Annotated in this window: 21 protein-coding genes; 6 read left to right on the top strand and 15 right to left on the bottom strand. The window is 66.5% G+C overall.

The window, feature by feature from the left end:
- The coding region (locus AC1DIN_RS16960) for a sugar phosphate nucleotidyltransferase (protein WP_476810622.1) at positions 1-306 on the top strand (306 nt) is incomplete at its 5' end.
- A 188-nt stretch (positions 307-494) separates the two neighbouring features.
- Here AC1DIN_RS16960 and AC1DIN_RS16955 read toward each other — a convergent pair.
- A complete protein-coding gene (locus tag AC1DIN_RS16955; RefSeq protein WP_476810621.1) occupies positions 495-740 on the bottom strand; it encodes a hypothetical protein in 246 nt (81 codons plus the stop codon).
- Between AC1DIN_RS16955 and AC1DIN_RS16950 the strand changes: the two genes are divergently transcribed.
- From AC1DIN_RS16950 to AC1DIN_RS16940, 3 genes are all read left to right on the top strand, one after another.
- Positions 721-1,173, top strand: coding sequence for a hypothetical protein (locus AC1DIN_RS16950; RefSeq protein WP_476810620.1), 453 nt, complete (start codon positions 721-723; stop codon positions 1,171-1,173). The genes AC1DIN_RS16955 and AC1DIN_RS16950 overlap by 20 nt on opposite strands.
- A gap of 96 nt (positions 1,174-1,269) precedes the next feature.
- On the top strand, positions 1,270-2,286 hold the full coding sequence (locus AC1DIN_RS16945; protein WP_476810629.1) for an MraY family glycosyltransferase: 1,017 nt from the start codon (positions 1,270-1,272) through the stop codon (positions 2,284-2,286).
- On the top strand, positions 2,279-3,208 hold the full coding sequence (locus AC1DIN_RS16940; protein WP_476810619.1) for an NAD-dependent epimerase/dehydratase family protein: 930 nt from the start codon (positions 2,279-2,281) through the stop codon (positions 3,206-3,208). Before AC1DIN_RS16945 ends, AC1DIN_RS16940 begins: the two co-directional genes overlap by 8 nt.
- On the opposite strand, the gene AC1DIN_RS16935 is transcribed toward AC1DIN_RS16940, so the two are convergent.
- The 3 genes from AC1DIN_RS16935 to AC1DIN_RS16925 all read right to left on the bottom strand — a co-directional run bounded on the left by AC1DIN_RS16935 (position 3,132) and on the right by AC1DIN_RS16925 (position 7,425).
- On the bottom strand, positions 3,132-5,087 hold the full coding sequence (locus tag AC1DIN_RS16935) for an SDR family NAD(P)-dependent oxidoreductase (protein WP_476810628.1): 1,956 nt from the start codon (positions 5,085-5,087) through the stop codon (positions 3,132-3,134). The two genes, AC1DIN_RS16940 and AC1DIN_RS16935, sit on opposite strands and share 77 nt — an antisense overlap.
- A gap of 66 nt (positions 5,088-5,153) precedes the next feature.
- Positions 5,154-5,750, bottom strand: a complete 597-nt coding sequence (locus AC1DIN_RS16930; protein ID WP_441471099.1) for a TetR/AcrR family transcriptional regulator — start codon at positions 5,748-5,750, stop codon at positions 5,154-5,156.
- 193 nt (positions 5,751-5,943) lie between these two features.
- Positions 5,944-7,425 (bottom strand): cobyric acid synthase, encoded by a 1,482-nt coding sequence (locus tag AC1DIN_RS16925; protein ID WP_476810618.1) that lies wholly within the window; start codon positions 7,423-7,425, stop codon positions 5,944-5,946.
- A 357-nt stretch (positions 7,426-7,782) separates the two neighbouring features.
- Between AC1DIN_RS16925 and AC1DIN_RS16920 the strand changes: the two genes are divergently transcribed.
- Positions 7,783-8,931 (top strand): aminotransferase, encoded by a 1,149-nt coding sequence (locus AC1DIN_RS16920; protein ID WP_441471101.1) that lies wholly within the window; start codon positions 7,783-7,785, stop codon positions 8,929-8,931.
- Positions 8,932-8,948: 17 nt separating this feature from the next.
- Here the strand turns inward: AC1DIN_RS16920 and AC1DIN_RS16915 are convergent, their stop codons facing one another.
- The 6 genes from AC1DIN_RS16915 to hisF all read right to left on the bottom strand — a co-directional run bounded on the left by AC1DIN_RS16915 (position 8,949) and on the right by hisF (position 13,592).
- Positions 8,949-10,370, bottom strand: a complete 1,422-nt coding sequence (locus AC1DIN_RS16915) for a hypothetical protein (RefSeq protein WP_476810617.1) — start codon at positions 10,368-10,370, stop codon at positions 8,949-8,951.
- A 98-nt stretch (positions 10,371-10,468) separates the two neighbouring features.
- The gene (locus AC1DIN_RS16910; protein ID WP_441471103.1) at positions 10,469-10,819 is read right to left on the bottom strand and encodes a RidA family protein; all 351 of its coding nucleotides are present in this window, start codon (positions 10,817-10,819) and stop codon (positions 10,469-10,471) included.
- Between the two features lie 70 nt (positions 10,820-10,889).
- Positions 10,890-11,336, bottom strand: a complete 447-nt coding sequence (locus AC1DIN_RS16905; protein WP_476810616.1) for a YqaA family protein — start codon at positions 11,334-11,336, stop codon at positions 10,890-10,892.
- A 141-nt stretch (positions 11,337-11,477) separates the two neighbouring features.
- Positions 11,478-12,452, bottom strand: a complete 975-nt coding sequence (gene coaA, locus AC1DIN_RS16900) for a type I pantothenate kinase (RefSeq protein ID WP_476810627.1) — start codon at positions 12,450-12,452, stop codon at positions 11,478-11,480.
- 55 nt (positions 12,453-12,507) lie between these two features.
- On the bottom strand, positions 12,508-12,828 hold the full coding sequence (locus tag AC1DIN_RS16895) for a phosphoribosyl-ATP diphosphatase (RefSeq protein WP_441471105.1): 321 nt from the start codon (positions 12,826-12,828) through the stop codon (positions 12,508-12,510).
- The gene (gene hisF / locus AC1DIN_RS16890) at positions 12,828-13,592 is read right to left on the bottom strand and encodes an imidazole glycerol phosphate synthase subunit HisF (RefSeq protein WP_476810615.1); all 765 of its coding nucleotides are present in this window, start codon (positions 13,590-13,592) and stop codon (positions 12,828-12,830) included. The genes AC1DIN_RS16895 and hisF overlap by 1 nt, the downstream gene beginning before the upstream one ends.
- A gap of 94 nt (positions 13,593-13,686) precedes the next feature.
- Between hisF and AC1DIN_RS16885 the strand changes: the two genes are divergently transcribed.
- The gene (locus AC1DIN_RS16885; RefSeq protein WP_476810614.1) at positions 13,687-14,481 is read left to right on the top strand and encodes a transporter substrate-binding domain-containing protein; all 795 of its coding nucleotides are present in this window, start codon (positions 13,687-13,689) and stop codon (positions 14,479-14,481) included.
- Between the two features lie 183 nt (positions 14,482-14,664).
- Here AC1DIN_RS16885 and hisA read toward each other — a convergent pair whose 3' ends face one another.
- The 5 genes from hisA to AC1DIN_RS16860 form a co-directional block, all read right to left on the bottom strand.
- Complete coding sequence (gene hisA, locus AC1DIN_RS16880; protein WP_476810626.1) at positions 14,665-15,399, bottom strand: 1-(5-phosphoribosyl)-5-[(5-phosphoribosylamino)methylideneamino]imidazole-4-carboxamide isomerase; 735 nt, start codon at positions 15,397-15,399, stop codon at positions 14,665-14,667.
- Positions 15,387-16,043, bottom strand: coding sequence for an imidazole glycerol phosphate synthase subunit HisH (gene hisH / locus AC1DIN_RS16875; protein WP_476810613.1), 657 nt, complete (start codon positions 16,041-16,043; stop codon positions 15,387-15,389). The genes hisA and hisH overlap by 13 nt, the downstream gene beginning before the upstream one ends.
- The gene (locus tag AC1DIN_RS16870; RefSeq protein WP_476810612.1) at positions 16,040-16,528 is read right to left on the bottom strand and encodes a DUF2628 domain-containing protein; all 489 of its coding nucleotides are present in this window, start codon (positions 16,526-16,528) and stop codon (positions 16,040-16,042) included. Before AC1DIN_RS16870 ends, hisH begins: the two co-directional genes overlap by 4 nt.
- A 174-nt stretch (positions 16,529-16,702) precedes the next feature.
- Positions 16,703-17,290, bottom strand: a complete 588-nt coding sequence (gene hisB, locus AC1DIN_RS16865) for an imidazoleglycerol-phosphate dehydratase HisB (protein WP_441471110.1) — start codon at positions 17,288-17,290, stop codon at positions 16,703-16,705.
- A gap of 199 nt (positions 17,291-17,489) precedes the next feature.
- Positions 17,490-18,686: an O-succinylhomoserine sulfhydrylase gene (locus AC1DIN_RS16860; RefSeq protein ID WP_476810611.1), complete on the bottom strand. Its 1,197-nt coding sequence runs from the start codon at positions 18,684-18,686 to the stop codon at positions 17,490-17,492.
- Positions 18,687-18,746 lie beyond the last annotated feature (60 nt).

Raw genomic sequence — 18,746 nt, 5'->3', positions numbered from 1 at the left:
TCGCCGCGCGGCGAGCTCGAGATCACCGACGTCAACCGCATCTATCTCGAACGCGGCGAGCTTTCGGTCGAATGCATGGGCCGCGGCTTCGCCTGGCTCGACACCGGCACCCCCGACAGCATGCTCGAGGCCGGCGAGTTCGTCCGCACGCTCGAAGCCAGGCAAGGCCTGCGCATCGCCTGCCCCGAAGAGATCGCCTATCGCCAGGGATGGATCTCGAACGCCCAGCTGACCACCCTCGGCCAGAAGATCGCAAAAAGCGATTACGGCCGCTACATCCTGCAGATCGCAGACACGGGGGCGTAGCCGGGCGGGCTCAGGGGTAGCGGAACCCGCGGTCGTTGAAGGTTCCGAAGCGATGATGTGAGGGGGCCGAAAGCCGGGTCACACCGGCGCCGACTGCGCCGAAGAGAAGAAAAAGACGGCGAGCGTCAGCAGGAAGGCGAAACTCACAAAGCGTATGGGAGACATGATGACCTGCGGCGGATGGATCGTTACGCGGGACCATGCCGGGCGGGCTCTGAAATCGGGATCAATTCAGCAGATAAAATTGCGTCGAATTGTGCGGTTTTCGGCCTTTCGGGCGGTTCTTTCGCTCTTTCGTCGCCTCGCCGACGGAACGCGGTAACGCCACGCCAGGTCTGCGCCCCTGTGCCGGGATCGAAATCGCGCTTCGCGGGTTCATTCCCCGCGCCGCCCATCGAGCGCGAGGAGTAGAACATGATCACGATCAGGCACACGACCGTTTCCTTAGCCGCCTTTCTGACGCTGGCTTCGCCTGCGATGGCGCAGTCGGCGCGCTCGCTCGGCCCCTCAACGGGTTCGGTCCGCATCGAGCAGGTCCAGGCGGGCTTTATCGCCTCTGGCGAGGCAGGCGGCGGTACCTTGCGCTTCCGCGGCCGCTCCTATCCGATCACCGTCGGCGGTCTCGGCATCGGTTCGATCGGCGCCTCCCGCACCGTCGCGACGGGGACGGTCTACGGGCTGCGAAACGTCTCCGATTTCCCTGGCGCCTATGTCCAGCTGAAGGAAGGCTGGGCGGTCGGCAATCAGGGAAGCGGCAGTGTCTGGCTGCGCAACGACAAGGGCGTGACCCTGCAGCTCGCCACGCGCCGGCAGGGGCTTCAGCTTTCGTTTGGCGCCGATGGCGTGCTGATCGGCTTCAAGCAGTAAATTGCATAGCGGGCCGGCGTCGATCGTCGAGTGCTGGGCGGCGCATTAGCTCTAGGCTTTTGCGCTGCCTCGACTATGGTGCGGGCCGCTTTGTCGATCCTGCTGATCCCCCTTGCCGCCCTCTCCGCCGCCGCCCTGCTGGCGGCGTTGCTCTGCGTTTGGCTGCGCCCGCTTCTGATGCGCTATGCGCTTGCCCGGCCGAATGCGCGCTCCAGCCACAAAGTGCCGACCCCGCAGGGGGGAGGCATCGCCGTGCTCGCCGGGGCCTTCCTGGCCTTGGCCGTGGCGCTCTGGCTCGGCCGGGCGGAGGCCGAAGCGTGGCGGACGGTGCTGATCGTCGGCGCGGCGGTTCTGGCGCTGGCCATCGTCGGCGCCTGGGACGATATCCGGCCTCTGCCTGCCGGTCTTCGCCTCGTGCTGCAGGCGGCCTGCGTCGGCTATGTGCTGTTTCGCGCCGCACCTGAGCTGCGCCTGTTTCCGGAGATCATGCCGATGGCGGTCGAGCGGGCGCTGGCCCTTCTCGCCGGGGTCTGGTTCGTCAACCTCGTCAACTTCATGGATGGGCTCGACTGGATCACCGTCGCCGGCATCGTACCGCTGGCCGGAGCTCTCGCACTGGCGGGAAGCCTGGGCGTGATCGATCCGGTCACCGGTTGGCTGGCCGCCGCGCTTTGTGGCGGGCTGATCGGCTTTGCTCCCTTCAACAAGCCGGTGGCCCGGCTGTTTCTCGGAGATGTCGGCTCGCTGCCGATCGGCCTCGTCACCGCCTATCTGCTCTATCGGCTGGCCGGGACCGGTGCCTTTGCCGCGGCGGTGATCCTGCCGCTCTACCAGATCACCGATGCCACCATCACGCTGCTGCGCCGTCTGGCGCGTGGCGAGAAGGTCTGGGAGGCGCATCGCTCGCATTTCTACCAGCAGGCGACGACGAACGGCTTCAGCGTGATCGCGGTGGTCAGGCGCGTCGCTCTTCTGAATGTCGCTCTCGCTGTGTTGGCCGGCATCTCGATCGCCTGGCCGCAGATCGGTGTCCAGCTGGCTTGCCTCGCCGCCGCCTGCTTGCTGACGGGCTTGCTGTTGCGCCGCTTTGCGGCAGGGCCGCGCCGTGGCTAGCCCGTTGATCCTCTTGACCGGTGCCAGCGGCTTCGTCGGCCCGCATGTCGTCGCGGCTCTGACGCAGGCCGGCTATCGCCTTCGTCTCGCCCAGCGTCGCCCGCACGACGGACCGGGCGGCGCCGAAACCATCGTGACGGGCGATCTGGCGCGGTCGATCGATTGGCGGCCGGCTCTCGAAGGCGTCGATCACGTGGTCCATATGGCAGGCCTTGCCCATGCCGGGCCAGGCCTCGACGAAGCGCTCTACGACCGCATCAATACCGAAGCGACGCTGGAACTCGCGCAAGCGGCAGTGGCGGCCGGCGTGCGGCGCTTCGTCTACCTCTCATCGATCAAGGCACTGTCCGGCGCCTTCGACGGGGCACCCCTGTCCGAAGCGGCAGAGCCTTCGCCCGGCGATGCCTATGGCCGCTCCAAGCTCGCGGCCGAACATGGGCTCGACCGGCTGGATCTCGATTGGGTGGCGCTGCGCCCGGTGCTGATCTACGGCTCCGGCGTCAAGGCCAACATGGCGGCGCTGCTCCGGCTCGCAAGGCTGCCGGTCCCCTTGCCGCTCGGGGGCCTGAAGGCTCCACGCTCGTTGCTTGCGGTCGAGAACATCGCCGACGCCATCCGCTTCGCCCTGACGCCCGATTGCCCGGCACGGCAGGCCTATACGGTCTCCGACCCCGAACCGATCAGCGTCGCCGACATCCTGACGGCGTTGCGCTTCGGCCTCGGCCGTTCACCGGGGCTTATTTCGGTGCCGGAACCGTTGCTCAGGCGGCTGGCGCGCCTCTCCGGGCGCGAGGAGACCTTCGTCAAGCTGGCGGGGAGCCTCGTCGCGCGGCCCGAGCGCCTGCTCAAGGCCGGCTGGCGACCGCCTGCAGAGACGAAAGCGGCTCTGGCGCGGCTTGCTGCTGGGCCTCGCGCTGGCTGAAATCGGGGATCGCCTCTTCGAGCACCGCATTGGCCGCGGCGCGGTCGTCGGCTTTCACGGCCGCTTCCAGACGGGCCAGCCAGCCCTGCAGGCGGGCCCGGCCGGCGAAGATCGGCTTGGCGGCCATGACGCCGTCGAGCCCGGTTTCGGCCATCGGCTCGTCCCGCGCGAACAGGATTTCGTTCAGTCGCTCGCCGGGCCTGACGCCTGACACGGTGATCTCGATGTCTTCGCCCGGCTCGAAGCCGGCGAGGCGGATCATCCGCTCGGCCAGATCCATGATCCGCATGGGCTGGCCCATCTTGAGCACATAGACAGCGGCCCGCTCGGCATCCGGCCCGCCGGCCGGTGCGTGCGAGGCTGCGGTCAGCACCAGATCGCAGGCCTCGCGGATCGTCATGAAGTAGCGGATCATGTCCGGGCTGGTGACGGTGACGGGGCCGCCGCGGGCGATCTGCGCCTTGAATTTCGGCACCACCGATCCGACGGAACCGAGGACATTGCCGAAGCGCACCGCCACCAGCCTGATGCCGGAGGTCGCAGCCACGAACTCGGCGTCGCGCGACTGCGCGTACATCTCCGCGAACCGCTTGGTGGCGCCGAGCATCGAGACCGGCTCGATCGCCTTGTCGGTCGAGATCAGCACGAAGATCTTCGCCCCCGAGGCGACGGCCGCGTCGGTGACGTTCACCGAGCCGAAGATGTTGGTCTTGATGCCCTCGCTCCAGTCCGCCTCGAGATAGGGGACGTGCTTCAGCGCGGCGGCATGGACGACGATGTCGGGCTGGAAGGCGACGAAGAGCGGCATGATGCGCTCACGGTCGCGCACATCGGCCAGGACGCCCGAGACAGCCGTGTCCGGAGCCTGGACGGCAAGCTGCTCGGTAATCTGGAACAGGGCAGGCTCCGAGCTTTCGACGATCAGCAGCTCGGCCGCACCGAAAGCGGCGCAGCGCAGGCAGATCTCTGAGCCGATCGACCCGCCGCCGCCCGTGACGATCACCCGCTTGCCCTTCAGAAAGGCGCCCAGCCGTTCGCGGTCGATGGCGACCGTCGAGCGCACCAGCAGGTCTTCGATCTCCAGCGGCGCGACCTCGGTGTCGCGCGCCCCTTCGCCCAACGCCTCGATGCGCGAGATCGGCAGGGCGAGCTTACGGGTCCGCGCGAGCCATTTCTCGGGCTGCGCCTCGGGCAACAGAGCCGAGGGCGTGGCCACGATGCGGCGGAAGGCCTCGCCGCGCTCGGCGGCATCGGACGCGATTTCCTCGATATCGGAGAGCAAGCCGAGCACCGGGACGCCGCGAATCGACTGGCCGAGATCGTCGGGGCGGGGCGACAGAATGCCAGCCGGCTGCAATCGCTTCATCGTGCCCGTCTCGATGGCGCGGATCACCATTTCGACTTCGACGCCACGCCCCAGAATCAGGGTCGGCAGGGTCGCCTCGCGTTCCGCACTGGAGCGCGACCGGGCATATTTAAGGTAGCGATAGGCAAGGCGCGGTCCGCCCAGCAGAGCGGTCTGGACGAGCCAGTAGAGAGCGATCGTGATCTTGCCGAAATAGAAATTGCCGTAGAAATTGGGCGCGACCAGCACATAGTCGACGGCCAGCAGGGTCACGGTGAGGACCGAGACGGCCTTGACGATGTTCGACAGGTCCGGCAGCGAGGCGAAGCGCCACTTGGAGCGGTAGAGCGAGAAGAACCAGTAGACCAGCCCCGCATAAGCCACGAAGAACGGCAGGAAGCGCGGCAGGTAGCGCAGATGCTCGTCGAGCTGCCCACCTTCGAAGCGGACGACGAAGACGAGCCAGATCGCCAGCGCCGTCATCACGAGGTCGTGGACGATGACAGCTGTCTTCTTCAGATTCTGTTTGGGCAGGATGGCCATGTCAGGCGGGGTATCCCGCTCCCTCGATGGCTTGTCAACGCAGCGTTGCGTGGTTGCTCAGTTCACAGGCGGCCTGGCTTCCAGCGCGCTGAGGACGAAGGCGATCATTTCGTCGGGCGAAGGGCCGGGAATGCACTCGCATTGCGTGATCAGCAGCGGATGCATGAAGCGGATCATCGCCGTGCGGATACAGCCCGTCGCATGGGCCGGCTCCATGGGCCGGAATTCGCCGCGGGCGATGCCATCCGCCACGACCCGGCGCAGAACCACGTCGAAGCGCTCGATATGCGCGATGATCGCGTCCCAGCTCTCCTCCATGGCCGCACAGACCATTTCCTGCATCTTGGCATGCCCGGCGAAGCGGGCGGCGTTGAGCCGGTAGGATGTGGCGAGGATGTCGCGCAGCCGGTCCGCGGCAGGGCGATCCTCGGCGGCGATGTTGGCGATCGCCTCTTCCTGCTCGCGCTTGTAGCGCTCGAGCACCGCTTCGTTGATCGACTTCTTGGAGTCGAAGAAGCGGTAGACATTGGCGGGGCTCATCCGTAGGGACTTCGCGATGTCCGCCACGGTCGTCTTCTGATAGCCGATGTCCCGAAAAAAGCGTTCGGCGGTGTCGACGATGATCTGCTTGGTATCGCGTTCGGAATGACTCACGGCGTCGCCGGCTTGCTTGTATTTCAACGAATGCGGTGAAGAATTGATCTCTATGACGAATTTCATCATTCGTCAACGTTATGGCGAATAAAGACTTTTGCCTTGACGCAGATCAATCCCGCCTGAAGTCGGATGCTGACAGCCGCTGCCATGTCGCGGCTAGTTGCGCGGGAAGTGCGGGCATTCGGCTGACCTACGGAGCCGGAAGCCGCGATTTCGCGATGTCCAGCAGCGCATCGATGTCGAGATGGCGCTGGAGATGCTCTGCAAGCGCGTCGAGCGTTCCGTCGATGGCCTCGTCATAAGCCAGCGACGACGGCAGGCTGGTGCCGGCTATCCGTGCGAGCCAGGCGCCGCGCACTGCGTCGGAGGCAAAGATGCCATGCAGATAGCAGCCCGCGACGCGGCCGTCGGGGCTGGCCGCGCCTTCGGCCCTCCCGTCGACCGCGAATGGTGCGCGGAGGGTGTCGTCGCCCATGGTTCGGCCGAGATGGATCTCATAGGCTTGCCCATGGGTGGCACTGGCGATGTCGCTAAAGCCGACCTCGCGAACGGTCTTCTCTGCATCAAGGCTGGTTTCGACATCGAGAAGGCCGAGGCCCGCCGCCTCTCCTGCGGGGCCTTCCAGTCCATGCGGGTCGCGGACCACGCGCCCGAGCATCTGATAGCCGCCGCAGAGGCCAAGTATATGCCCTCCGCGCCGGCGATGGGCGAGGATGTCGATGTCCCAGCCCTCCCGTCGCAGCGCCGCAAGGTCCCGCAAGGTCGTCTTGGACCCCGGCAGGATGACGAGATCGGCATCCCCTGGAAGCGCCCGGCCGGGGCCGATCATGGCGAGATCGACGCCGTCTTCCAGCTTGAGCGGATCTAGGTCGTCGAAATTGGCGATGCCCGGCAGCACTGGCACGACGATCTTGAGGCGCGCGCCGGGCTTCCGCCCCGACCGGATATCGAGCCCGTCCTCCGCGGGCAGGCGCGCCGCGTCCGCGAACCAGGGAATGACGCCCAGAGAGGGCCAGCCCGTCGCTGTCGCGATGGTGTCGAGGCCGGGGCCGAACAATCCGATATCGCCGCGGAAGCGGTTGATCGCGAAAGCGCGGATCATCGCCCGATCGGCCGGATCGAGCACGGCATGGGTGCCGACGAGGCTGGCGATGACCCCGCCGCGGTCGATATCGCCGACCAGCACCGCAGGAACGCCGGCGGCCCGCGCGAATCCGAGATTGGCGATGTCGCGGGTGCGCAGATTGGTCTCGGCCGGTGAACCCGCCCCTTCGACGATAACGAGATCGGCCTGCTCACCGAGGCGCCCGAAGCTCTCGAGCACGCGCGGCAGGAAATCGCCGCGCCGCGCGAAATCGCGGGAGGCCAGCCGCCCGGCGACGCGGCCCTGCAGGATGATCTGGCTGCCCTGCTCGCCTTCGGGCTTCAGCAGGACCGGGTTCATGTCGGGATGCGGCTCGATGCGTGCGGCGCGTGCCTGCAGCGCCTGCGCGCGCCCTATCTCGCCTGCGGCGGTCGCAGCGGCATTGTTCGACATGTTCTGCGGCTTGAAGGGGCGCACGCGGAGCCCGCGATTCGCGAGGAGCCGGCAGAGGCCCGCGACGATCAGTGACTTTCCGACATTGGAGCCGGTGCCGAGGATCATGATGGCGGGCGTAGGAGCGCGGGACATCAGCCTGCTTAGCCCGGTTTTCCGTGGCGCGGAAAGCCGGTTGCCGGGGGCAATCTTCATGCAAGGAAGGTGCAGAACTCTGGCGCCGTCTGCGCCGAACGATCCTGCTCGTGGGGATCGATCATCCTGACAAGGTTCGCCGGTCCACTGCGGCACCTTGCTACGCCAAAGGGGCGAAGTCGTAACAAGATCCCGCCGAGGACCGGCTGAGACTCAATAAACACTGACCCATGACGAATGTCAACATTCATCACTCGGCAGTCGATGCAGGCGCCCCCGCTCGGCACCGGTCCCGGGGTGCGCGCCACGCCCCGGCGTGCTAAGCCAGCCTCGTTCTTGCTCCTGCCGGCCTCTGCGATGAATCCGATCTTCTCTGCTCTTCCGACCACCGTCTTCGAGGCGATGTCGCAGCTCGCGCGCGAAACCGGCGCGGTCAATCTCGGCCAGGGCTTCCCGGACGATCCCGGTCCGGAGGATGTGCGGCGCAAGGCTGCGGATGCCGTCATGGACGGCTGGAACCAATATCCGCCGATGATGGGTTTGCCTGAACTGCGACAGGCGACCGCCACGCACTTCAAGCACTGGCAGGGCCTTGATCTCGATCCGAACAGCGAGGTGATGGTGACGTCCGGTGCGACCGAGGCGATCGCCGGAGCGCTGATGGCGCTCGTCACGCCCGGCGACGAGGTCGTGCTGTTCGAGCCGATGTATGACGCCTATCTGCCGCTGGTTCGGCGCGCCGGCGGGATCCCGAAATTCGTGACGCTGACGCCGCCCCATTTCGGGTTGACGGAGGAGGCGCTGGCGAAGGCCTTCTCGCCGAAGACGAAGGTCGTGCTGTTCAACAACCCGCTCAACCCGACGGCGACGATCTTCAGCCAGGCCGATCTCGATATCCTCGCCGATTTCTGCGTCCGCCACGACGCGATCGCGATCTGCGACGAGGTCTGGGAGCATGTCGTCTTCGACGGACATCGCCACGCCTCGGTCCTCGGCCGGCCGGACATGCGCGAGCGTACCGTCAAGATCTCGTCGGCCGGCAAGATCTTCTCGCTCACGGGCTGGAAGGTCGGGCTCGTCATGGCCGCCCCCGCGATCATGCGGGTCCTCGCCAAGGCCCATCAATACATCACCTTCACCACCCCGCCGAACCTGCAGGCGGCCGTCGCCTACGGGCTGGGCAAGGCGGACGGCTACTTCGAGGGCATGCGCGCCGATTTCCAGCGCTCGCGCGACCGTTTCGCCGCAGGCCTGGGCGATCTCGGCTTTACGGTGCTGCCCAGCGCCGGGACCTATTTCCTCAATGTCGACATCGCACCGCTCGGCGAGAGCGACGATGCCGATTTCTGTCGGCGCCTCGTCACCGAGAGCGGCGTCGCCGCGATCCCGGTCAGCGCCTTCTATGCCGAGGGCGCGGTGAGGAATGTCGTCCGCTTCTGCTTCGCCAAGCGTGACGCGACGCTCGATGCGGCGCTGGAGAGGCTGGCCGCCCGCCGCCTGCGCTGAAGCGGACGGCGGCTTCGTCAGTCGCTGATCAGCTTGGTCGCCACGGCCCCGGCGGCGACGAGCCGCTTCTGGAGATCGGCGACGAGCGAATCGCCGCCTGATGAGCGGCGGGCCGTCTCCGTCGCCGTCATCAACTGAGCTAGCGCCTTCTGCGCCAGTTCCTTGTCCTTGTTGCGTCGCGCCAGCTGAAGCATGGCCTCGGCCTGATTGGCGAGGCTGCGCGCCCAGAGCAACGGCACGTTCTCCTGTCGCCGTTCCTGCAGGGCGGCGGCGAAGGCGGCGATCGCCTCCTCGATGACGACAGGCTCGCTGTAGCGCTCGCCCATGGCCGCGAGCACGCTGCCCATCTGGTCCTGGAGTTCCGCCCAGCGCAATGGCTCGCGGCTGCGCTCCGTCGCCATGGACACCCGGTTGAGCCCGTTGAAGGCACGCTCCAGCAGCGAAAGATCGCTCCGGCGGCGTCCGAGCGTCGCCCGGGCCCGCGAGATCATATGCTCGGCCTCGAGCCAGCGCGGCTCGTCGTCGGTGCGATCCCATGCGGCGAGGACGCTGGCATACTCCGCGATGGCTTCTTCGAGAAGATCGTCGTCCTTTTGCGTCACCCCGAGCGTGACAGCGATTCGACCGATGCGCAGTTTCAGCATGCGCCAGAGCGACGGGTCCTCGTCGCGGCTGAGATATTCGATGCCCGAACGGCAATGGGCGAGCGCCGAAGTCAGAAGTTTCGTCTCGCCGGTGAGCGCCGCGAGACCCTCCAACGCAGCGGCCAGAGCCTCCTGGGCGCCGGCAAAGGCGACGGTATCCGCCAGGCGGTCGAGACCTTCGAGCAGGCGGCGCAACGCTGCAATGGCGGTGTCATAGCCGTCTCGCCCGCCGAAATCCTCGCTGATGCGCGCCAACGCCTTCGCCTGATCCAGCGCGGCAGCGCGGCTGCGTTCGACATCGGCGAGACCGATTAATGTGGAGGCCTCGCCGTAACGGGTGGACGCTTCGCGATAGCCTTCGGCGGTTGTGCGCAGGAAGCTGAGCGTCGCACGATCCGCCCGGTTCTCGCCAATCAGCAGCCGTCGCTCGGTCGGCAGTGTCGAAAGGTCGGACGCGCCGCCGATGGCGTGCAGTTCGGCTTGCGCCAGGGCTTTGTCCGCATCGGCGAAGCTTCCGGCACCGAGGGCTGCGGCGGCCTCCCGGCGCAGACGCTGGATCTCGGCGTCGCCGACCGTCACCGCAAGCCTCTGGGCCAGGGCGAGGAAGTCCGCGGCCTTGCGATCGAGCAAGGCTTCGGCGGGAAGTGTCAGGCCGGGGCGACGCAGCCAGTCCGCAATCATCGCCGCCAGCGCCACCGGCGGCAGGCCGTGGCGTCCGGCGACGCGCGCCAGAAGCGGGACGATCTGGTCGGGTTGACTGATGGCTGCCTCCCGTTCCGCCTCGGCCTCAAGCATTTTCGAGCGAAGTGGATACCGGTTCGCGTTCAGAAAATGCGATAAAATGAAGAAATGGAGCATTCCGCGATCCGAAGAACGCGGAATGCTCCAAATACTTACTTCGCAGCGATGACCGCGATCTCGACGGTGAACTGCGGCGCGGCCAGCTTGGCCTCGACCGTGGCGCGGCCCGGCGTCTGGCCGGCGATCACCCACTTGTCCCAGACGGCGTTCATCTCGGCGAAGGTCGACATGTCGGAGAGCCAGATATTGACCATCAGCAGCTTCGACTTGTCGGTGCCGGCTTCGGCCAGCAGCCCGTCGATGATGCCGAGAATGTCGGCAGTCTGCTCGCCCACGCTCTTGCCGGCGGCCTTGTCCGCGACCTGGCCGGCCAGATAGACGGTGTCGCCGTGCACGACGGCCTTGGACATGCGCGGGCCGACGCCGATACGCTGAATGCTCATAGTCAAATCTCCTTGAACGGATGCCTTCGCTGGTAGCCCGGTATGGCCGGTTTCGCAAATCATAAGGCGCTCAGACGAGGCTCACCCAACCCAACCAGAGCGCAGCGTAGCGGGCCGCCTTGCCGAGCAGCACGAGCGCGATGAAGCGGCCGGGCGGATAGTTCAGTGTGCCGGCGACGAAGGTCAGCGGGTCGCCGACGATGGGCAACCAGGCCAGCAGCAGCGACGGCCAGCCAAAACGGCTGAAGAAGGCTTGTGCCTGCGCGAAGCGGGCCGGATCGGGCCGCAGCCGTGCCGGGAGCTTCTCGACGCCGTGGCGCGCGATCAGCCACCCGAGCCACCAATTGACGATGGAGCCGGCCGTGTTGGCGAGGCTCGCGGTCAGGAACAGCGCGAGCGGATCGGCGCTTTTCGTCGCCAGCAATCCGAGAAAGACCGCTTCCGACTGCGCCGGCAGCAAGGTGGCGGCTACGAAAGCCGCACTCGCCATCAGGCCGAGGGAGGAGAGTGCTTCCACGGATCCCACGTCATTCCGGGCAAGCGGCGCAGCCGCTCAGATCCGCAATCCATCGAAGCGCTCGGCACTCCACGATGGATTCCGGCGATCCGCTTCGCGGCGGCCAGAATGACGAGGACGGTTTGGGCAAGATCGTGGCGATCACAGCCGCCGCAGGGCGACCTGCTGGATGCGGTGGCTCGCGCCCTTGGTCAGGATCAGGCTGGCGCGCTGGCGCGTCGGCAGGATGTTCTCCTGCAGGTTCGGCAGGTTGATGCCGGTCCAGAGCTTCTCGGCGATCCCGAGCGCCTCGTCCTCGCCGATCTCGGCGTATTTGCGGAAGAAGGAGCGCGGGTCGCGGAAGGCTGTCTGGCGCAGCGTCATGAAGCGGTTGACGTACCAGCGGTGCAGGTCGTTCTCATCGGCGTCGAGATAGACCGAGAAATCGAAATAATCGGAGACGAAGGGAATGACTGTGCCATCCTTCGGCATCCGGCTCGGCTGCAGGACATTGAGCCCTTCGAGGATCAGGATGTCCGGCCGCTCGACCGTCACCGTCTCGCCGGGAACCACGTCATAGACGAGGTGCGAATAGACCGGCGCCGTCACCTGTGGCTTGCCGGCCTTCACGTCCGAGAGGAAGCGTAGGATCGACGCGCCATCATAGCTTTCGGGGAAACCCTTGCGCTGCATCAGGCCGCGGCGCTCGAGCTCGGCATTGGGCAGCAGGAAGCCGTCGGTGGTGACGAGTTCGACCTTCGGCGTGTTCGGCCAGCGCGAGAGCAGCGCCTTCAGCACGCGCGCCGTGGTCGACTTGCCCACCGCTACCGAGCCGGCAACCCCGATGACATAGGGCACCTTGACCTCGGACTCGGCGATCAGGAAGCGCTGCGTCGCCTTGAACAGCCCCTGCGTCGCCGCGACGTAGAGCGAGAGCAGGCGCGACAGCGGCAGGTAGATCGCCACGATCTCGTCGAGCGAGATCGGATCGTTGATCGATTGCAGCTTGGTCAGGTCGTCGACCGAGAGCGTCAGCGGAGCATCGGCGCGCAGATGCGCCCACTCGTCCCGCGAGAACAGGCGGTAGGGCGAGACCAGTTCGCGCTCAGGCGAAGTCGTGATGTGACGCTGGTCCATGACGCGACCCGCAATCCAGGCTTCCAGGTTCAACGCGGGTTCATCCTCGCGGTACTCAACGGGGCCGGGCCGCCTTTTCCGCCACTCCGGAGCGGGCGGTGCGGGCCTCAAGCTGGCTCAAGACGTCCCGCAATGCAACATCGCGCGCCTTGAGCACGACCAAAAGATGATAAAGCACGTCGGCGCTTTCGGCGATGAGCTCGGCCCGGTCGCCTTTCACCGCGGCGATCACGGCCTCGACCGCTTCCTCGCCGAACTTCTTGGCGGCCCGCTCCGGCCCGGCTGCGAGCAGCTTGGCGGTCCAGGATTCCTCAGGCGAGGCGCTGGCGCGTTCGGCGATCCGCGCTTCGAGATCGGACAGGGTGAAGCCGGCCATCAGTCGAGCCTCATCCGCAGCCCGGCTTCCGCCATATGCATCTTGGCCTGCTGAATCGTGTAGGTGCCGAAATGGAAGATCGAGGCGGCGAGCACCGCCGAGGCATGGCCCTTGCTGACGCCGGCGACGAGATCGTCGAGATTGCCGACACCGCCGGAGGCGATGACCGGGACCGAGACCGCATCGGCGATCGCGCAGGTCAGGCCCAGATCGTAGCCGGACTTGGTGCCATCCTTGTCCATCGAGGTCACCAGCAGTTCGCCCGCGCCCAGCGAGACGACCTCGCGCGCGAAGGCGACGGCCTCGATGCCGGTGGCGTTGCGCCCGCCATGGGTAAAGATCTCCCAGCGGCCGGGCGAGACCTGCTTGGCGTCGATGGCGACGACAATGCACTGGTCGCCGAACTTCTCGGCCGCTTCCCTGACGAACTGGCGGTTGGTGACGGCGGCGGTGTTGATCGAGACCTTGTCGGCGCCGGCAAGCAGCAAAGCGCGGATATCCTCGACCTTGCGAACGCCGCCGCCGACGGTCAGCGGCATGAAGCAGGCCTCGGCCGTGCGCGTCACCACGTCGAACAGAATGCCGCGATCCTCATGGCTCGCGGTGATGTCGAGGAAGCAGAGTTCGTCGGCCCCGGCCGCGTCATAGGCCTTGGCGGCCTCGACCGGATCGCCGGCATCGACGAGATCGAGGAACTTCACGCCCTTGACGACGCGGCCGTCCTTGACGTCGAGGCAGGGGATGATGCGGGTTTTCAGGGTCATCGGCAGGGAAAACTCATGCGCGGAACCGATTGATCGCCAGGAGCAAGCCTGCTCTGCTGGCGGCGACTGATAGCAGTCCAAAGAGGGGAGTGCCATGACTATCGTATCGACCATGTTGCGCTGCGCCGCCATTGCTGCCGGCTTCCTCAGCCTTGCCACCGCCACCGGCGCGCAGGCGCAGGCACCGCAGAGCCTGCTGGACACCGTCCAGAGCCGCGGTGCGCTGCAAATCTGCACGACCGGCGACTACAAGCCCTTCACCCTCGCCAAGGACGGCTCCTTCGAGGGCATCGACATCGAGCTCGCGAAGTCGCTCGCCAAGGCGCTCGGCGTCGAGGCCAGGTTCGTCCAGACGAAATGGGCGGATTTGCTGACCGACATGGGCTCGGGCAAATGCGACGTTGCGATGGGTGGCATCTCGGTGACGCTCGACCGGCAGAAGAAGGTGTTCTTCTCCGCGCCTTATCTCGTCAACGGCAAGGCGCCGATCGTGCGTTGCGCCGACAAGGGCAAATTCCAGACGGTCGCCGACATCGACAAGCCGGAGACCCGTGTCATCGTCAATCCGGGCGGCACCAATGAGCGTTTCGTGCGCGCCAATTTCAAGCAGGCCAAGATCGAGGTCTACCCCGACAACGTCGCGATCTTCGACCAGATCCTCGCCGGCAAGGCCGACCTGATGATCGCCGAGTCGATCGAGGTGAAGGTGCAGGAAAAGGCCAAGCCCGGCCTCTGCGCGGTCAATCCCGACGAGCCGCTGCAATATGGCGAGATGGGCTACATGCTCCCGCGCGGCGATGCGACCTTCAAGGCCTTCGTCGACCAGTGGCTCCACCTCGCCAAGGCAAACGGCGAGTTCGCGAAGATCTACGATCAGTTCGTGCGCTGAGCCGCTGCCGCTCCCGCACGAACTGGGGCGCAGGTTTCGGGTATGCCACCTTCTCCGTCATGGTCGGCCTTGTGCCGACCATCCACGTCTTCGTTGGTCGAATGTTGAGTTCAAGACGTGGATGCTCGCCACAAGGGCGAGCATGACGGCTTCGGAATGACTGCAACGAGTTCGGAGAGGAGCTCAGGCCGCCAGTCGCTTCAGCGCCTCGCCCGCGTCGATCCGCCCGTCATAGAGCGCGCGGCCGGTGATCGCACCTTCCAGGATGGCGGCATCATCAGCGCAGAGGCGCTCGATATCGGCCATCGAGGCCAGCCCGCCCGAGGCGATGACCGGGATCGACACGGCCTGCGCCAGCGCGATCGTGCTGTCCCAGTTGATGCCCTCCAGCATGCCGTCGCGGGCGATGTCGGTGTAGATGATCGCGGCGACGCCGGCATCCTCGAAGCGCCGGCCGAGATCGGCCGCCGCCAGCGAGGAGGTCTCCGCCCAGCCTTCCACGGCCACGAAGCCGTCGCGTGCGTCGATACCAACAGCGACCTGGCCCGGAAATGCCTTCGCCGCCTCGCGCACGAAGCCGGGATCGCGCACCGCCGCCGTACCGATGATGACGCGACGGATGCCCTTCTCCAGCCAGCCGGCGACCGTCTTCATGTCGCGGATGCCGCCGCCGAGCTGCACCGGAAAGGCGACGCGCTTCAGGATCGCCTCGACCGCGGCTGCATTCATCGGCTTGCCGGCGAAGGCGCCGTCGAGGTCGACGACATGCAGCCACTGGAAGCCCTGGGCCTCGAAGGCGGCTGCCTGCGCTGCCGGGTCGTCGTTGAAGACGGTGGCCTGGGCCATGTCGCCCTGCTTCAGCCGCACGCAGCGGCCTTCCTTCAGGTCGATCGCGGGAAAGAGGATCATGGCTTCCAGCTCAGGAAATTGGCGATGAGCTTGAGCCCCAGCTTCTGGCTCTTCTCGGGGTGGAACTGCGTGCCGGCGACGTTGCCGTGCGCGACCATAGCGGTCACCGGCCCGCCATGGTCGGTCAGCGCCAGCACGTCCTGCGGCCGCTCCGCCGTCAGGGCGTAGGAGTGGACGAAATAGGCGTGCAGCCCCTGCGGCCCGGTCTCGATGCCGTCGAGCAGCGGGTGCTCATCCTGCTTGTGCAGCGTGTTCCAGCCCATATGCGGGATCTTGAGGCTGTCGTCGTTCGGCTCGATCAGCGTGACGTCGCCGGGAATCCAGCCGAGCCCCTGTGTGATGGTGTATTCGAGCCCGCGCGACGCGAGCAGCTGCATGCCGACGCAGATGCCGAGGAAAGGCCGGCCCTTGGCCCGCACGACCTCTTCCAGCGTCTCGACCATGCCGGGCACGGCATCGAGCCCGCGCCGGCAATCGGCGAAGGCGCCGACGCCCGGCAGCACGATGCGGTCGGCGGCGCGCACGATCGCGGTGTCGCTGGTGACGTGGATGGTCGAGGTGATGCCGCTTTCCTGCGCCGCCCGCTCGAAGGCCTTGGCGGCAGAGTGCAGATTGCCCGAGCCGTAGTCGATAATGGCAACGGTCTGGCTCATCGTCCGCGGGCCTCCGGGAACAGGCCGATGATCGGCAGCGGCCCGCTCGGGCGGACCATTGCGGCGGGGGCGGCGGGTCCGCTGCGCGGCGGTGCGGCCTCGCCGGCCAGCGCCCGCTCGAAGTAGCGGCGCTCGGCCTCCGGCAGGCTGCGTGCCTCGACCACGTCCGCGAGCCTCCAGCCCTTGCGGAGGAGCTTGCGGACGATGAGGTTGTTGCCCTCGACGCCGAGGAACAGCGCGATCGACCAATAGATCAGCGACAGCGCGCTCGGATGCAGGCCGAAGCGGCTGCGCAGATAGATCAGCCCTGCCCCGACCAGCACGAACAGCAGGGTCATGAGCCAGAGCCTCCTGCCGAGCAGCCAGAGGCCCGTGAGCAGAAAGGCGCCCCAGGAGAAGCTCTCGGGAATGAGGCGCGCCTGCTCGATTTCCTCGCCACGGCCGCCTGTGGCCAGCGGCGGTGTCAGAACCGTGTAGAATGCCATGGTCGCTTCCTAGATCGCCGGGCGTCCGGCAGGGCGCGGTAGCGGTGACCTATCCATTTGTTATCGCTTTGGATTTGTCCGAAAAGCGGAATCCACTTTTCGGTCCGATGCTATAGAGCATTTTCGAGCGAAGTGGGTATCGTTTCGCGTGAAGAAAATGCGCAGGCGAAGAATTCAGAGCGCGCCCTTGGTCGAGGGGATGCGATCGCCCTCGCGCGGATCGACCTCCAGCGCCTGGCGCAGCGCCCGTGCGAGCCCCTTGAAGCAGCTTTCGGCGATGTGGTGTGCGTTGTCGCCATAGAGCGTCTCGACATGCAGCGTGATGCCGGCGTTGATGGCGAAGGCCTGGAAGAACTCGCGCACGAGCTCGGTGTCGAAGCTGCCGATCTTCTGTGCCTTGAACTCGGTGCGGAACACCAGGAACGGCCGGCCGGAGACGTCGACCGCGACGCGGGTCAGCGTCTCGTCCATCGGCAGGTGCACGTCGGCATAGCGGCGGATGCCCTTCTTCGAGCCGAGCGCTGTCTTGAGCGCCTCGCCCATGGCGATGCCGGCATCCTCGACCGAGTGGTGGTCGTCGATATGGGTGTCGCCCTTCACCTTGACCGTGAGGTCGATCAGCGAATGGCGGGCGAAGAGGTCGAGCATATGGTCGAAGAAGCCGACGCCGGTGGCGATCTCGGCCTTGCCGGTGCCGTCGATCAGGAGCGAGACCGCGATATCGGTCTCGTTGGTGCGGCGCTTCACTTCGCCCGAACGCATGCTGGCCTCTCAAGCCTTGGCGGGAACCGGCCCCGCTTTAGCAGGGGCGGGCGGGGATGGCCACAGGTGCGCTCGAAAGGCGTCATGCTCGGGCTTGACCCGAGCATCTCATGCCGGACGAGGTTCCGGAGCTTCCCTTGCCTGAGATTCTCGGGTCTGCGCTACGCTTCGCCCGAGAATGACGGCCAGGAGGAATAGCTCAAACCCTCGCCAGAGCCTGCTCCAGATCGGCGATCAGGTCGTCGGCATGCTCAAGCCCGATCGAAAGGCGGATCATGCCGTCGGTGACGCCCATGTCGGCGCGGACCTCGGGGGTGAAACGCTGATGCGTGGTCGTCGCCGGATGGACGATGAGGCTCTTGGCGTCGCCGAGATTGTTGGAGATGCGGATCAGCCTGCAGGCGTTGAGCAGGCGGTAGGCGGCGTCCTTGCCGCCGGGCACCTCGAAGGCGATCAGCGTCGAGGGGCCGCTCATCTGCCGCGCGATGATCTCGGCCTGCGGGTGGCTCTTGTGACCGCAGAAGATCACCTTGGACGGCTTGGCATGGGCAGCGAGCCAATCCGCGACTTTCGTGGCGTTCTCCGCCTGCTTGGCGATGCGCAGCGGCAGCGTCTCCAGCGCTTTCAGCATCACCCAGGCGTTGAAGGGGGAGATGGCAGGGCCGGTCTGGCGCAGGAAGGTCTGGATGTCGCCCTCGATCAGCTCCTTCGAGCCGACGACGAGGCCGCCGAGGCAGCGCCCCTGCCCGTCGATATGCTTGGTCGCCGAGTAGACGACGAGATCGGCGCCGAGCTCGAGCGGGCGCTGGAAGAGCGGGGTCGCGAAGACGTTGTCGACGACGAGCCGGGCGCCGGCGGCCTTGGCGATCTTCGCGACGGCCTCGATGTCGATCACCTCGAGCGTCGGGTTCGACGGCGTTTCGAGGAAGAAGATCTTGGTGTTCGGCCGCACGGCCTTGCGCCAGGCCTCGATATCGGTGCCGTCGACCAGCGTCGACTCCACGCCGTAGCGCGGCAGATGGTCCTCAACGATGTAGCGACAGGAGCCGAACAGCGCGCGCGCCGCCACGACATGGTCGCCGGCGCGCAGCGGCGCCATCACGGCCGCCGTGACGGCCGCCATGCCGGTCGCCGTGGCGCGGCAGGCCTCGGCGCTCTCGAAGGCGGCCATGCGGCCTTCGAGCATCGACACGGTCGGATTGGAGAAGCGGGCGTACTGAAACCCCGGGTCCTTGTTCAGGAAGCGGGCCTCGCATTGCTCGGCGCTGTCGTAGACATGGCCCTGCGTCAGGAACAGCGCCTCGGACGTCTCGCCGAACTGCGAGCGCATGGTGCCGGCGTGGACGAGGCGGGTTTCAGGATGCAGCTTGGCTGCGGCGTTGTCCGATGCCGACATGGGGAACCTCAGTCCGTTCTTTATAACGGACAACGCCACTAGCACTTCCCTTTCTGTTCG

It is taken from the genome of Allobosea sp. 05T438 (assembly GCF_056396025.1).
This window is presented reverse-complemented; position numbering and strand designations above follow the sequence as displayed.

What these genes read in the sequence shown, in the direction of transcription:
- AC1DIN_RS16950 (WP_476810620.1), top strand. Translation starts at nt 721, where the DNA reads ATGATCACGATCAGGCACACGACCGTTTCCTTAGCCGCCTTTCTGACG.
- AC1DIN_RS16925 (WP_476810618.1), bottom strand. Translation starts at nt 7,425, where the DNA reads ATGTCCCGCGCTCCTACGCCCGCCATCATGATCCTCGGCACCGGCTCC.
- AC1DIN_RS16920 (WP_441471101.1), top strand. Translation starts at nt 7,783, where the DNA reads ATGAATCCGATCTTCTCTGCTCTTCCGACCACCGTCTTCGAGGCGATG.
- AC1DIN_RS16915 (WP_476810617.1), bottom strand. Translation starts at nt 10,370, where the DNA reads ATGCTTGAGGCCGAGGCGGAACGGGAGGCAGCCATCAGTCAACCCGAC.
- AC1DIN_RS16910 (WP_441471103.1), bottom strand. Translation starts at nt 10,819, where the DNA reads ATGAGCATTCAGCGTATCGGCGTCGGCCCGCGCATGTCCAAGGCCGTC.
- coaA (WP_476810627.1), bottom strand. Translation starts at nt 12,452, where the DNA reads ATGGACCAGCGTCACATCACGACTTCGCCTGAGCGCGAACTGGTCTCG.
- AC1DIN_RS16895 (WP_441471105.1), bottom strand. Translation starts at nt 12,828, where the DNA reads ATGGCCGGCTTCACCCTGTCCGATCTCGAAGCGCGGATCGCCGAACGC.
- hisF (WP_476810615.1), bottom strand. Translation starts at nt 13,592, where the DNA reads ATGACCCTGAAAACCCGCATCATCCCCTGCCTCGACGTCAAGGACGGC.
- AC1DIN_RS16885 (WP_476810614.1), top strand. Translation starts at nt 13,687, where the DNA reads ATGACTATCGTATCGACCATGTTGCGCTGCGCCGCCATTGCTGCCGGC.
- hisH (WP_476810613.1), bottom strand. Translation starts at nt 16,043, where the DNA reads ATGAGCCAGACCGTTGCCATTATCGACTACGGCTCGGGCAATCTGCAC.
- AC1DIN_RS16870 (WP_476810612.1), bottom strand. Translation starts at nt 16,528, where the DNA reads ATGGCATTCTACACGGTTCTGACACCGCCGCTGGCCACAGGCGGCCGT.
- hisB (WP_441471110.1), bottom strand. Translation starts at nt 17,290, where the DNA reads ATGCGTTCGGGCGAAGTGAAGCGCCGCACCAACGAGACCGATATCGCG.
- AC1DIN_RS16860 (WP_476810611.1), bottom strand. Translation starts at nt 18,686, where the DNA reads ATGTCGGCATCGGACAACGCCGCAGCCAAGCTGCATCCTGAAACCCGC.